The sequence below is a fragment of the Duganella sp. Root336D2 genome, assembly GCF_001425005.1.
GTDB lineage: Bacteria > Pseudomonadota > Gammaproteobacteria > Burkholderiales > Burkholderiaceae_D > Rugamonas.
Genome location: NZ_LMDB01000003.1, coordinates 251,454 through 264,164, shown reverse-complemented (window position 1 = coordinate 264,164; position 12,711 = coordinate 251,454). Strand labels below are relative to the sequence as shown.

Below are 12,711 nucleotides of genomic sequence, written 5' to 3'. Positions count from 1 at the left end.
ATTGACAATAACGCCGTCGAGAACGCGATCCGCCCGATTGCCATTGGCAAAAAGAACTGGCTGTTCGCTGGATCAGAGCGCGCCGGCCGACGCGCTGCCGCTATCCAAACTTTGCTCGGTACCGCTAAACTCAATGGCCTCGATCCGCTGCGTTGGCTGGCCAGCGTGCTGGAACGTCTCCCGACGTGCCTAAACAGCCAGATCGATTCGTTGCTGCCATTCCCGAACTCTACGCAGTCTTGATCGAGCTTCCTAGGTGGTAGCGTTGGACGCTTACNCCCGACGTGCCTAAACAGCCAGATCGATTCGTTGCTGCCATTCCCGAACTCTACGCAGTCTTGATCGAGCTTCCTAGGTGGTAGCGTTGGACGCTTACACAAGTTTGGCTACACCGGCCACCAGATGGATGCGGAGACGGGCTTGGTGTACTTTCAGGCGCGTTATTACGACCCGCAGCTGGGGCGCTTCATTACGCAGGACCCGTATGAAGGCGATTGGAAAACGCCGCTGTCGCTGCACCATTACCTGTACGCGTATGCTAATCCGACAACGTATGTGGATCTCAATGGCTATTACGCCCGCGATGCGAATGAGGTGCAGCGCTACATCATCGCGGAATCGAATTGCGCTAAGACGGGAAGCTGTGATGCAGTTACGGCATTGCGTGAGCCTTCCGAGGCGCGTCAAAGATCTGCAGCTAACTGTAAATCGCTTGATCGATGCCGTGAAATCGCAGATGACGCTGCACGTAGCGAGGGTGACATTTCCGCGCGCATCAAAGCGCTTCAAAAAGATCTTCGAAATGGTATCGAGGCGAACCCGACAACCGGTATCAAGACGATTTGGGAGCTAGACAAGCAACTAGAAGCTAGAAATATTTCGGCTGGCGCAGTTAGGGAAGCCGGTCGCCATGTGCGTTGGCGCGCCTTTGTTGAAAATCGCGAGCTAACCGACCACGAAAAAGTTGCACCGGCTGCCGAGATGTATGGTGTTCTTTCCGGTGGCAGAATTGTGATTGCACGAGCAGTCGCTCGTTCAAGCGTAACTCGTGCATCTATCACTCAAGAATCGAAAACGATTGGTGTAACTGCCGAGGTCGCCCCCAACGAGTCTCTGCGCAATACCAGTGGCGATTTGCGAGCTTCTGCGAACTCGGCACGAAATCAACCCTATGGAAATGGTCAGAGTGCTTCAGCTTCGCCAAGTACGAATTCAGCGGGAAGCAGTGGGAAAAACGTTCGACTGCCTCGTGACTATGCAAGCGAACTTCCTGAATATGACGGCAAAACAACTTACGGCGTTTTAGTTACCAATGAAGGCAAGGTCATTCAACTTCGCAGTGGTGGCAAGGAGGTACCTTATTCGGGTTATAAAGCGGTATCTGCCTCCCACGTTGAAGGCAAGGCAGCAATATGGATCAGAGAGAATGCGTCTTCCGGAGGAACCGTTTATCATAACAACACAACTGGAACCTGCGGTTATTGCAATTCGCAAGTAAAAGCCCTTTTGCCTGAGGGAGTTGAATTGAAAATTGTGCCGCCTGCAAATGCAGTGGCAAGAAATTCTCAAGCAAAAGCAATTCCAACAATTAATGTTGGTAATGCAACTCAACCGGGAAGAAAACCATAGTGAGGAAGAATGTTGAAGATTATTGATGGCAACGGTACCATTTTTGCTGTAGGTAACGATGCAGAAATGGATGCTCTTTTCGAAAGCCGGTACGAAAATAACGCTAATGAATTTTGGATTTCGGAAGATGGGAAGGATTTCCCATACCTAGTTGCGATGATTAAGGACGATTTAGGATGTTTGCAGTATTTTTCCGATGAGGATCACGCTGGGCTAAATTCGGTTGGTGATGAGTCGGCTCAAGGATATAGCCTTTTCTATATAAATATTACCGAAGAGCAGGATATCGCAAACGATATGGTTATTCCTGTTTCAAAGGTGTTGGATGCATGCAAGGAATTTATGAAAACCAAGTCCGTGCCGAAATCTGTTAAATGGGTATCTGTAACGGAATAGCGGAGGTGCCCCGTTCAGTCGCCCCGTTCAGTGTTCAGTTGAAATCGTGGCAGGGGGGCGCGACCCGCTTTTTTCAAACCAAAAGCGACCGGCTGCCCCGTTCAGTGTTCAGTTGAAATTGGGGTAGGGGGCTGCGGCCCGCTTTTTTCAAACCAAAAGCGGGCCGTCGGACACAACTCGTTGACCGTCGAGCCGCTATAATCAGCAGACTGTCTGCCCGCCCAACTCAATGTGCCTGCTATTTCAGCAATTCCAGGCCAGCAGGCGAGTACGAGCCTGAACACCTGTCGTTCGCCATGTTCAACAGACCGCCACTCGGTTGCTGGCTAATGCGGCGGCACGAATCCTTTCAATAGCCCGTTCTAGCAGGCTGCTGAAATACTGCCTCGACAGGCCAGCCGAGGCAGTTCATCCAATGTTATCCTGACATTCCCCTATCACTGCGAAAAACTGATGCGAGGTCCCGACACCTTCACTGAAAGCCTGTTCTCTGTGCGCAAGCTGGAAGACTTCATCCCGGCGAATCATCCGCTGCGTGCTATCCGGCAGATGGCCAATGCCGCGCTGGAGAAGATGAATGGCCTGTTCACCGAAATGTACGAAGCCGACATCAAAGGCGGTCGTCCCAGTATCGCGCCTGAAAAGCTGTTGCGCGCCATGCTGTTGCAAGTGCTGTACAGCGTTCGCTCGGAACGCCAGCTGATGGAGCAGGTCCATTACAACCTGCTGTTCCGCTGGTTTATCGGGTTGTCTATGGACGATGCTGTATGGGTGCCGACGGTCTTCACTAAGAACCGTGAACGCCTCGTCAAGCACGATGCGATCATCGAATTTTTCAACGAAGTACTGGCCATCGCCGAGAAGAAAGATTGGCTTTCGGGCGAACACTTCAGCGTGGACGGCACGCTGATCCAGGCGTGGGCTGGCCACAAGAGTTTCGTGCGCAAGGACGACGACCAGAACTACGGCGACGGCGGCGACTTCAAAGGCAGCAAGCGCAGCAACGACACCCACCAGTCCAAAACCGATCCGGACTCTCGCTTGTACCGCAAGGGCAATAACACCGGCAGCGAATTGCGCTATATCGGTCATACCCTCAGCGATAACCGTCACGGCCTGATCGCCAGTGCCATGGTGACGAAGGCCGATGGCTACGCTGAACGGGAAGCGGCCAAGGCCATGATCAACGACGCACGCCAGGCGCTGGATGATCCGCGACGGGAAATTACGCTGGGCGCGGACAAAGGCTACGACGCGGCCGAATTTGTGCAGGCTTGCCAAGCCATGAGCGTCACGCCCCATGTGGCACAGAACAAGTCGGGCCGCAGCTCGGCGGTGCCCGAATCGATTGCTCAAAGCGTGGGCTATGCGATCTCGCAGCAAAAACGAAAACTCATTGAACAGGGTTTCGGCTGGGCCAAGTCCGTCGGCGGCATGCGCCAAGTCATGGTGCGTGGCCTGAAGAAAGTCGACCAAATGTTTGTGCTGACCATGGCCGCTTACAACCTGGTGCGTATGCGCACCTTGGGAGAAATCCGTCCGCAGCCGGCACCATGATGGAAAATGACGGAAAAATATCGTAGAACCAGGAATAAAACGCGGGAATTGGTTGCCAAATCCCACTTTATGAAACGAAACCGGCCGGATCACACCATCAAGGGGCATGGTCGGCTCAAGCTGGCCGGTATTTCAGCAGCCTGCTAGTGCCCCGTTCAGTGTTCAGTTGAGATTGGGTAGGGGGCGGCGGGCCACTTTTTTCAAGCCAAAAAGCGGGGCCATTCCACCTTCACAGCGGGTTTAGGACTGAGTAGAGTTCGGGAATGGCAACAACGAATCGATCTGACTGTTGGGGCACGTCGGGAGACGTTCCAACACGCTGGCCAGCCAACGCAGCGGATCGAGGCCATTGAGTTTGGCGGTGCCGAGCAAGGTTTGGATAGCAGCAGCGCGTCGGCCGGCGCGCTCTGACCCAGCGAAGAGCCAGTTCTTTTTGCCAATGGCAATCGGGCGGATCGCGTTCTCGACGGCGTTGTTATCAATCGGGAAGGTGCCAGATTCCGCGTAGCGTACCAATGCAGGCCAGCGTTTGAGCGCATGCTCAATTGCCTTGCCGGTGCCACTGCCCGGCGCCACCGCCTTTTGCATCGCCAGCAGCCAGGTATGCATGTCGGCTAGCGCCGGTGCGGCCTTCGTCTGGCGCAATTGCAGCCGTGCCTTCGGCGGAAGGTGAGCTGCCTGTCGTTCGATGGCATACAAGATGCCAATGCGCTGCAGCGCTTCGGCGGCAACTGGGCTGCCATTGGCGGCGTGCAGCTCAAAGAATTTCCTGCGCACGTGCGCCAGGCAAGCGAGCTCGGTCACGCCATCGGAGAATAGCGATTTATAGCCGGCATAGTCGTCGACCATGAGGTGGCCACGCCATCCTTCCAGGAAGGCGCGGGCATGGGCGCCAGCGCGCCCGGTCTGGTAATCGAAGACGATGATGGGTGGGCCCTCATCAAGGCTGTTGGAGCGATAGGCCCACAAATAGGCTTGTTTGGTTTTCCCCTGGCCAGGGTCGAGCTGACGGACCGGCGTTTCATCGGCATGCAGGCACGGGCGCTGGCGCAGCAACTGCGCCAATCGGTCGCACAGCGGCTGCACCGCCACGCCCACTTTGCCAATCCATTCAGACTGCGTGGAACGCGGCAGTGGCACGTGCTGGCGGGCCGCAATCTGTTCCACCCGGTACAAAGGCAAGTGGTCAACGAACTTGCTGACCGCCACCCACGCCAGCAGACCCGGAGCTGCCATGCCGCCGTCGATCACCGCCGGCGGGATTGGAGCTGCGGTCACCGTTTCGCAGCCACGGCAAGCGTACTGTGGACGGATATGGCGATGTACGAAGAAGCGCGCCGGTTCAACATCGAGCTGCTCGCTGATATCTTCGCCGATCTTGACCAGTTCACGGCCACATGCCTCGCACTGGCAAGACGCTGGTGCGTGGCGGTGCTCGATGCGCGGCAGTTCAGGCGGCAGCGGTTGGCGACCGGCGCCACTACGTGGTTTGCGCTCGCGCTTGCCCCGCAGTTCGTCCAGTTCCGCTTCCAGCGCCGCCAAGTCGGTGGCCATGGTCTCGTCAAACAACTCAAGCTGATCGCCGCTGTATGCTTCGCTGGCCTTGCCGAATTTGATGCGCCTCATGTGTGCCAGTTCCAGCGTCAGCGCCTGGATTTTTACATCCTTGTTTTTCGCCGCCGCGAGCATTTCGCTCTGCTGAACCTGCAAAGCCTGCAGCTTGGCATCCTGCTCAACAAGCCGGACGCCAGTTTCGGTAAGCCGCCCGCTTTGCTGTGCAATCTGCGCATCCCGCTCCGCGATTTGCTTGTCCTTCTGAGCCAGCATTGCCTGCAGCTGCGCAAGCAGCGCAGGGTCAGCATTGGAACGGGCCAGTTCGTCGAGCAAATCCATCCGGCGATGTTAACAGAATGGCTGCCCGGTTAACAGGGTTTGGTCACAATTTCCATGCCGCCGGCGGTGGCGCCGACAGGCGCTGCCAATCCACACCCGCCACCAACCATTGCCATTGTTCACCGGTCAATTCCCACGCTGTGTCACCGGCTTGCGGCCAGACGAACTGGCCACGATGCAGGCGACGAACGCACATCCACACGCCGTTGCCATCCAGCACACCACCTTCAGGCGCGTTTGGCGGCGGTTGCTGAACACGTAGGCCGTGCCGTCGCAGGGGGCCTTGCCCAATGCCTGCTGTACATACAGCGACAGGCGGTCAATGCCGGCGCGGATGTCGACGGGCTGCGTCGCCAGCCAGACCGAATTTGCCTGCAGCTGCATTACAGGCTGCGCATCAACTCGGCCACCCATCCTGCCGGCGTACCTGCAGGTAATTCGATAGACCAGCCTTGCGGGCCTCGCACTAGCAATGCTGGCGCAACAGGCGCTTGCTTGACCACCACCGGCATCACCGAAGCTTTCGGCGCCTCAATGCTTAAGCGGCGAACCCAATACCCCACCTGGCGCACCGGGTAACCTTCCGCCAGCGCGAATGCTCGCTGCGACATGCCGCTCTTGTGCCAGCGCGCTACGCGCTCCCTCCACAGCAACTCCCGTTCAGTGTTTGACATCCCCATCTCCAAAGGAAAAATCGGAGTATGGCTTTGCCAATCACGCTTTCACAGGTGGACTGGCTGAACGCTTACGATCGACTGGCCAAGGGCTGCGCCCTGCCGATCAAACTGAGCCTTGATCTGACGGATGCTTAGGTCGTGCCGATGCAAAGCCAGCACCAGTTCGACCGCCCAGTCGGGCTTGCGGTTGCGCCGCGTTTGGCGTGGTGGTGCCGGGCGAACGTGCAAGTTGGGTGGCTGCGCCGCGCTTCGGGCGAAGCCGGCGAGCAAGCCTTTCTGGCGCAGCACTTGCCGCAGATGCTTGCTCCACCAGCCCATGAAGCAGATGTAGTACTGAAGCAGAAAATTCATTCGCTATAGTTGTTTGTACAGATTTTTCCGCACGAACTGGTCATCGAAAGTGAACATCATAAATGCAGTTTTCGCTTTTAACGGCAGGCGGTATCTCCACGCGGCAGTATCAATCGAGCAGAATTCTGCCCGCCCGTCCATGCAAATGTTCTGCCGACGTAAAGTGGCAATCGATCTTTAAAAATTCGTTTCATTTGCAGCCCACGAAACGTTGATTTCGCGGGCTGCCAGGGGCCATGAGCCTCTACTGAACAGCGGCGCGGGTCCTACAGCTACGACCGCCGCAACCTGCGCACGTCCGAGAACCGCCTGCTGGCGGCGATCACCAGTGCCCGTTCAGTGTTCAGTTGAAATTGGGGTAGGTGGCTGCGGGCCGCTTTTTTCAAACCAAAAGCGGGCCGTCGGACACAACTCGTTGACCGTCGAGCCGCTTTAATCAGCAAACTGTCTGCCCGGCCAACTCAATGTGCCTGCTATTTCAGCAATTCCAGGCCAGCAGGCGTGCGCGAGCCTGAACACCTGTCGTTCGCCATGTTCAACAGACCGCCACATGGTTGCTGGCTAATGCAGCGGCACGAATCCTTTCAGAAGCCCGTTCCAGCCCTGGTACGGAACGACCGCGTTCAGTCGGTTCAGATCAGGGTTGATGTCGCGCCTGTAATGACCCTGTGAATTCCTGCTCAGGTGATAATACTGAAAGGACATCACATGAGTATGGTTATGGAAGAGGTTAGGGCAAGGGGCCTGGGCGAACAGTAGCCTGATTGGCAAGGATGTCGACCAGCCTTCTTGACAAGCCACGGGAAGAAGGTGCTAGCGAAAGCGATTGGCGGCCGAAGGGGCGAACGAGCAAGCCGTAGCCCACGTCAGCTACGTGTACATGTCCAAGGCAAATCGATGTGCTGAGGGATTCCGCCCGAAGCCGCTGGCCCAAGTGCCGGGCCAAGAGGTCCGCTGATCAAGCGCGGCGCTTGCGCGCGAAGGCCAGGGCTGCGAGTGCGGCCACGAACAGCAACAGAGTAGTTGGCTCGGGCACGGTGCCTGGTGGCGTTGCATCCCTTGGTGTGGCATTGAGGTCGTCAACGAGGAACAGGCTGAAGCTGGAAAGCGTCAGCGTGTCGATGTTGTTGAAATTCAGTGCCAGGAGCTCCCAGCTGTCGCTGAAGCTGTAGTTGGCTGTCTGTACGATGACATCGTCGCGATAGCCTTCGATGAGCAAGTCGTCCGCGGAGCCAAGCCAGCCGTGGATCCACAGGTTGGCGACGGACATCAAACCACCGCCGACGCGATTCATCACCAGGGTGCCGCCGGGAACGAAATCGTTGAGGGTAGCGTACATGCCACTGTGGCCGCCGTTGGTGCCTTCGCCAAACGGGCTTCCGGGGGATACATCAATCACGCTTGCGCTATCGCTGAACTGAAAGCCCGCGGTGTTGAACCCGGGCAGGCTGACGCCGTCCGTCACCGGGACATTATCGAACGTCATTACAGACGCATTTGCGCAGGCGGCAAAGCCGAGCAGAGCCGATGCGAACAGGGCCTTCAGTTTCATGGATTTCGTGAAGAGGAAGTTAAATGAAATGCAAACAGGGCGACAGTTTAACAAGTATTTGGCTTGAACTCACGAAATATTTATTGCTATATTGCCATCTTGCGAGCGAAAAAGGCTTACTTCAAGTTGGCCATCAGTTCACCCCAGACGCACTGGACCGGCAGTTTGCCATTGGTCGTTGAAATGCAGGGTGTCTTTCGGGAACAGCATGACGACGGTGGAACCCAGTAGGAAGCGGCCCATTTCTTCGCCCTTCTTGAACACGAACTCGTTCTTCTTGTATGTCCACTCGGTGACTTTCGGCAGGCGCGATGGGTTCACCAGGCCATTTCAGGTCGTGGCCATGCTGCCGACGATGGTGGCGCCGACCAGCCCCCGGCCGGCGCCTGATGGCGGCCAAGACCCGCGCATTCCTTGATATGCTTGAGGGGCAAACTTCAAGGACGGCGATGAATAGTGACTTCGCGACGCAGCTCGTTGCAGCAAGTGCCCTGTGAATCGCATGCGACATATCAGGTTTTTGCTCAGTTCTATGCGATTGCGCCTGATGAAGCCCGCCGGAGCGCCTTCCCTGGCGTTACCCGATGTCGTAGAGGCAGGCGATTACGCGTTGGCCGAGGATGAGGTGTTTTCCTAAAGTCATCGAGCGTTTGGGGGCGTTTGTGGAACAACGATGACTGTCGGTGCCGGAGCTGCAGTTGCCTGAGCTGAACGCGGCAAGGCGTTGTTCATCAAGAAGGCGACTAAGGTCGTGTAAAGCAAAAGTGCCGTGGCTACGATGCCCGCGCACCATTTCACCGTATCAGCCGTTGTTTTGTGCAGCTCGGCGCGCAATTCGTTAAAACGAGAATCGATTTTTGCTTCAAGCGCCATTCGGGTTTCGCCAACGGTGCTGTCGACCTTGTTGTCGAGCCCGTTAAAACGGGCATCGAAGTATTCTTTATCGCTGGTTGTCATAGCGCCTCCTTCTGGCCAGTTTAGACCAAAGGGAGGCTGTGCATATTTGCGGCGCATCAAGCGCCATAAGGATTACTTGAGATTGGCCATCAGCTCGCCCAGGCGGACTGGACCGGCAGGTTGCCACTGATCGTTGAAGTGCAAGGTGTCTTTCGGGAACAGCATGACGACAGTGGAGCCGAGCAGGAAGCGGCCCATTTCTTCGCCCTTTTTGAACACGAACTCGTTCTTTTTGTAAGTCCACTCGGTGACTTTCGGCAGGCGCGGCGGGTTCACCAGGCCGTGCCAGGTCGTGGCCATGCTGCCGACGATAGTGGCACCAACCAGCACCATCACGAATGGGCCGAAGGCGGTGTCGAACTCGCACACAACGCGCTCGTTGCGCGCGAACAGGCCCGGCACGCCGCGCGCAGTGGTCGGGTTGACGGAGAACAGTTCGCCCGGCACGTAGATCATGCGCTTCAACGAGGCATTGCATGGCATGTGGATGCGGTGGTAGTCGCGTGGGCTCAGGTACAGGTTGGCGAAGCTGCCGTGCTCGAAGTGCTTGGCGAGGGCGGCGTCGCCGCCGACCAGGGCGGTGGTGCTGAACTTGTGGCCCTTGGCCTGGAAAATCTGGTCGCCTTCAATTGCGCCGAACTGGGAAATGCGGCCGTCGACCGGGCAAACGAAATCTGCCTTGGCCAGCGGGCGGGCGCCCGGCTTCAGTGCGCGGGTGAAGAATTCATTGAAGCTGTGGTAGCTGGCGATGTCCGAATTGGCCGCTTCGTCCATGTTGACGTCGTACTTGGTGACGAACCAGCGGATCAGGCGAGTGGTCTTGTCGCCCGCTTTGGCGCCCGCCACGCGGCCGGCGAAATTGGTCAGGGCACTTTTCGGGAGCAGGTATTGCGGAAGTACGGCAAGTCGGGACACGGTCGGCATTCCAAAGATTTGATGATCCCGAATTATATCCTTGCTACCGTTTGCACCATAGGGTACAGTTGCGGCCAAGAATTATTTACATTTTTGGCAATAATGATTCGCCTCACACTCGCAGCAGCCGCCGTCCTCGCCGCCTCCCAGGCTATGGCGCAGGACCAAAAGCAGGAACCCGTCCAGAAAGTCGAAATCAAGGGCGCGGCCGAAAGCTATAACCCCCGAAAAGACGACACCGCCAGCAAGATCATTGTCAGCAGCGATGAACTGAAACGCTATGGCGACACTTCGATCGGCGATGCGCTGAAGCGCGTGCCGGGTGTGTCGGTTGGTGCCGGCGGCCGGGATATCCGCATGCGCGGCCTTGGCAGCGGCTATACGCAGATCCTGCTGAATGGCGAACGGGTGCCGCCGGGCTTCAACATCGAGACCCTGGCGCCGGACAGTATCGAGCGCATCGAGGTGATTCGCGCAGCCAGCGCGGAATTCAGCACGCAGTCGATCGCGGGCACCATCAATATCGTGTTGAAGAAGGCGGTCAAGACGGCGCAGCGCGAGCTGAAGTTCGGAGTGAGCCACAGCAAGGAGGCGACCAATCCGAACGGGAACCTGATCCTGTCGGATAAAGACGGTAATTTCTCCTATTCGCTGAATTTGGGCGGAGGACGCTATGAATTTGACCGCTACGGCACTACCGACGAAGAGTTGAATGACCTGACCGGCACGCCGCTGCTGGACCGCCGCATGCTCACATATGACCGCGGCCATGCGCGCGGGCTGGAGTTGTCGCCGCGCTTGAACTGGAACCTGGAGAATGGCGACACGCTGACCTCTCAGTCCTTCATCAACCGCAATATTTTCAAGAGCGCGATTGATCGCAGCTACAACGTTGACGTTGGTGCTGCGCCGTTTTTCGATGCGGTGCATATCAAGAACGAAAACAAGAACCTGTTCGCACGCACGGACCTGAACTGGGTGCACAAGTTTGGCGAAGGGGCCAAACTGGACGCCAAGATAGGCGGCAACCGCATGCGTTCCAACGGCAGGTGGTACGAGTCCGATGCGCACGACGGCGCGCTCAATTTGCAGCATGACGTTTTCAGCGGTGTGCGGGAGTGGGGCGTCAGCAGCACCGGCAAATATTCGACGCCGGTTGGCGCCGACCATTCGCTGGCGGCTGGCTGGGATGCCGGCTACACCGACCGCGATGACTGGCGCAACCAGCGCGACCTGTTCATCGCCAGCGGTGCGCGCGACGACAAGAATGAGGGCTACCAAGCCAAGCTGCGCCGCGTCGCCGCCTATGCGCAGGACGAATGGAATATCAGCAAGGCCTGGTCGCTGTATGCGGGCTTGCGATGGGAGGGCATACATACGCGAAGTTCTGGCGTGGGTTTCGATCCGGTCAGCAATCGCAGCAGTGTCTGGAGCCCGCTGGCACAAACGCTATACAAGCTCCCCAACGGCAAGGACCAGTTGCGAGCTGCGCTGACCCGTACTTATAAGGCGCCGCAGGCGTCAACGCTTTCCGGCCGCCGCTTTACGTCCACGAATAACAGCCAGATCGAGCCCGACTGGATCGGCAACCCCAAGCTGAAACCGGAGCTGGCGACGGGTATCGACGCATCGTATGAGCATTACTGGGGCGAGGGCGCGCTGTTCAGCGTGGCTGCCGCCGCCCGCCGCATCGGCAATCTCACGCGCCGCAGCGTTTTCCTTGATGATGGCGGCCGCTGGGTTTCGACGATGACGAACAATGGCCGTGCCGACGTGCGTAGCGTGGACGTGGAATTGAAATTCCCGATGAAGGCGGTGATGGATAACGCGCCGGCTCTCGACGTGCGCGCCAGCGTAAGCCGCAATTGGTCGCGTGTAGATTCGGTGCCGGGGCCGCACAATACGCTGGACCAGCAAGTGCCGCTGACGGCCGTCTTCGGGCTCGATTACAAAACCCCGGACGGCACCTGGAGCATGGGCGGCAGTTTTAACTTGCGCAGCAACGGGGAAGTTCGCATGGACGTGAACCGATATAGCTGGGCAACGGTGGCGCGCCAACTGGATGCCTACCTGGCCTGGAAACTGGATACTAAGACCCAGTTGCGATTCTCCGCCTGGAATTTGCTGAAACAGGATTTCCGTTCGAAGACTATCTTCAATACGGATAATGGCTCGCTTACCTCGGAGTCGACAAGTTTCGGTGTGCGTAATATACGCGTACAACTTGAGACGCGCTTCTGAAAGTAAATACTCCCCTTAAACCGGGATTTAATAGAAATGAAATAAAGGCGCCACACGTCAAATGTGTGGCGCTTTTTTTTTAATATGGTTAAATTATGTAGATAAAATCAACGCGACTATGGTACATTGCAGGGAAGAAATCTCACACATTGTCACACTTCGATTTTTCATACACTTAGGGTAAAGAAAGATGACCACTTACCAAGAATACCAGGCAAAAATTGCCGAATTGCAAAACCTCGCTGCTGACGCCCGCAAAGCCGAAGTGCAAAAGGCAAAAGAGCAGATCTGGTCCATCATGCGTGAATATGAGCTGTCTGCGGCTGATCTCGGTCCAGCGGCAAAGAGCAATAAACCAGTCAAGCCGCGTGCCCGCGTGCCAATGAAATACCAGGATCCGGTATCGGGTTCCCAGTGGACTGGCCGTGGCCGTGCACCGAAATGGCTGGAAGGCAAGAAGAAGGAAGACTTCCTGATTAAATAAGCCGTTTGCGGCGAGAGGGGCGGATTAATAGCCGCCCCTTTTCTTTTATACGTGGAGAA

General features: G+C 57.0%; 12 protein-coding genes and 3 pseudogenes. 7 read left to right on the top strand and 8 right to left on the bottom strand.

Translation table 11 applies throughout. From position 1 onward, the window contains the following. From ASD07_RS06225 to ASD07_RS06215, 5 genes and pseudogenes are all read left to right on the top strand, one after another. A partial coding sequence (locus ASD07_RS06225; protein ID WP_055926800.1) for a transposase domain-containing protein occupies nt 1-243 on the top strand: 243 nt, incomplete at its 5' end. 144 nt (nt 244-387) lie between these two features. After that, nucleotides 388-558: pseudogene (locus tag ASD07_RS32025) on the top strand (RHS repeat-associated core domain-containing protein); the annotation flags it as partial. A 423-nt stretch (nt 559-981) separates the two neighbouring features. Next, complete coding sequence (locus tag ASD07_RS32020) at nt 982-1,629, top strand: DddA-like double-stranded DNA deaminase toxin (protein WP_255356982.1); 648 nt, start codon at nt 982-984, stop codon at nt 1,627-1,629. Between the two features lie 9 nt (nt 1,630-1,638). Next, entirely contained in the window at nt 1,639-2,025 is a 387-nt protein-coding gene (locus ASD07_RS06220; RefSeq protein WP_055926798.1) for an Imm1 family immunity protein, read from the top strand. A 453-nt stretch (nt 2,026-2,478) separates the two neighbouring features. Further along, nucleotides 2,479-3,582 (top strand): IS5 family transposase, encoded by a 1,104-nt coding sequence (locus ASD07_RS06215; RefSeq protein WP_055926795.1) that lies wholly within the window; start codon nt 2,479-2,481, stop codon nt 3,580-3,582. Between the two features lie 240 nt (nt 3,583-3,822). Here ASD07_RS06215 and ASD07_RS06210 read toward each other — a convergent pair whose 3' ends face one another. The 8 genes and pseudogenes from ASD07_RS06210 to asd all read right to left on the bottom strand — a co-directional run bounded on the left by ASD07_RS06210 (nt 3,823) and on the right by asd (nt 9,936). Beyond that, nucleotides 3,823-5,475 carry an IS66 family transposase gene (locus ASD07_RS06210; RefSeq protein ID WP_055926793.1) on the bottom strand — a complete coding sequence of 551 codons (1,653 nt, stop codon included), beginning with the start codon at nt 5,473-5,475 and terminating at the stop codon, nt 3,823-3,825. Between the two features lie 43 nt (nt 5,476-5,518). Continuing rightward, nucleotides 5,519-5,859: pseudogene (tnpB, locus tag ASD07_RS06205) on the bottom strand (IS66 family insertion sequence element accessory protein TnpB). Continuing rightward, complete coding sequence (locus ASD07_RS06200) at nt 5,859-6,149, bottom strand: hypothetical protein (RefSeq protein WP_055926791.1); 291 nt, start codon at nt 6,147-6,149, stop codon at nt 5,859-5,861. Before ASD07_RS06200 ends, tnpB begins: the two are co-directional and overlap by 1 nt. Before the next feature lie 48 nt (nt 6,150-6,197). Then, nucleotides 6,198-6,503: a hypothetical protein gene (locus ASD07_RS06195; protein WP_055926789.1), complete on the bottom strand. Its 306-nt coding sequence runs from the start codon at nt 6,501-6,503 to the stop codon at nt 6,198-6,200. A gap of 958 nt (nt 6,504-7,461) precedes the next feature. Then, complete coding sequence (locus tag ASD07_RS06190; RefSeq protein WP_055926787.1) at nt 7,462-8,055, bottom strand: PEP-CTERM sorting domain-containing protein; 594 nt, start codon at nt 8,053-8,055, stop codon at nt 7,462-7,464. A 138-nt stretch (nt 8,056-8,193) separates the two neighbouring features. Continuing rightward, nucleotides 8,194-8,427, bottom strand: a pseudogene (locus ASD07_RS31620) (phosphatidylserine decarboxylase); the annotation flags it as partial. Between the two features lie 267 nt (nt 8,428-8,694). After that, entirely contained in the window at nt 8,695-9,012 is a 318-nt protein-coding gene (locus tag ASD07_RS06180; RefSeq protein ID WP_055926783.1) for a hypothetical protein, read from the bottom strand. Nucleotides 9,013-9,084: 72 nt separating this feature from the next. Continuing rightward, nucleotides 9,085-9,936, bottom strand: a complete 852-nt coding sequence (asd, locus tag ASD07_RS06175; protein ID WP_055926781.1) for an archaetidylserine decarboxylase — start codon at nt 9,934-9,936, stop codon at nt 9,085-9,087. 93 nt (nt 9,937-10,029) lie between these two features. Here asd and ASD07_RS06170 point away from each other — a divergent pair, with 93 nt between their 5' ends. After that, nucleotides 10,030-12,168, top strand: coding sequence for a TonB-dependent siderophore receptor (locus tag ASD07_RS06170; protein WP_055926779.1), 2,139 nt, complete (start codon nt 10,030-10,032; stop codon nt 12,166-12,168). 190 nt (nt 12,169-12,358) lie between these two features. Continuing rightward, complete coding sequence (locus ASD07_RS06165) at nt 12,359-12,652, top strand: H-NS family nucleoid-associated regulatory protein (protein WP_055926777.1); 294 nt, start codon at nt 12,359-12,361, stop codon at nt 12,650-12,652. Nucleotides 12,653-12,711: the final 59 nt, after the last annotated feature.

Coding starts and splice junctions, on each gene's coding strand:
- ASD07_RS32020 (WP_255356982.1), top strand. CDS start 982: ATGTATGGTGTTCTTTCCGGTGGCAGAATTGTGATTGCACGAGCAGTC.
- ASD07_RS06220 (WP_055926798.1), top strand. CDS start 1,639: ATGTTGAAGATTATTGATGGCAACGGTACCATTTTTGCTGTAGGTAAC.
- ASD07_RS06215 (WP_055926795.1), top strand. CDS start 2,479: ATGCGAGGTCCCGACACCTTCACTGAAAGCCTGTTCTCTGTGCGCAAG.
- ASD07_RS06210 (WP_055926793.1), bottom strand. CDS start 5,475: ATGGATTTGCTCGACGAACTGGCCCGTTCCAATGCTGACCCTGCGCTG.
- ASD07_RS06200 (WP_055926791.1), bottom strand. CDS start 6,149: ATGTCAAACACTGAACGGGAGTTGCTGTGGAGGGAGCGCGTAGCGCGC.
- ASD07_RS06195 (WP_055926789.1), bottom strand. CDS start 6,503: ATGAATTTTCTGCTTCAGTACTACATCTGCTTCATGGGCTGGTGGAGC.
- ASD07_RS06190 (WP_055926787.1), bottom strand. CDS start 8,055: ATGAAACTGAAGGCCCTGTTCGCATCGGCTCTGCTCGGCTTTGCCGCC.
- ASD07_RS06180 (WP_055926783.1), bottom strand. CDS start 9,012: ATGACAACCAGCGATAAAGAATACTTCGATGCCCGTTTTAACGGGCTC.
- asd (WP_055926781.1), bottom strand. CDS start 9,936: ATGCCGACCGTGTCCCGACTTGCCGTACTTCCGCAATACCTGCTCCCG.
- ASD07_RS06170 (WP_055926779.1), top strand. CDS start 10,030: ATGATTCGCCTCACACTCGCAGCAGCCGCCGTCCTCGCCGCCTCCCAG.
- ASD07_RS06165 (WP_055926777.1), top strand. CDS start 12,359: ATGACCACTTACCAAGAATACCAGGCAAAAATTGCCGAATTGCAAAAC.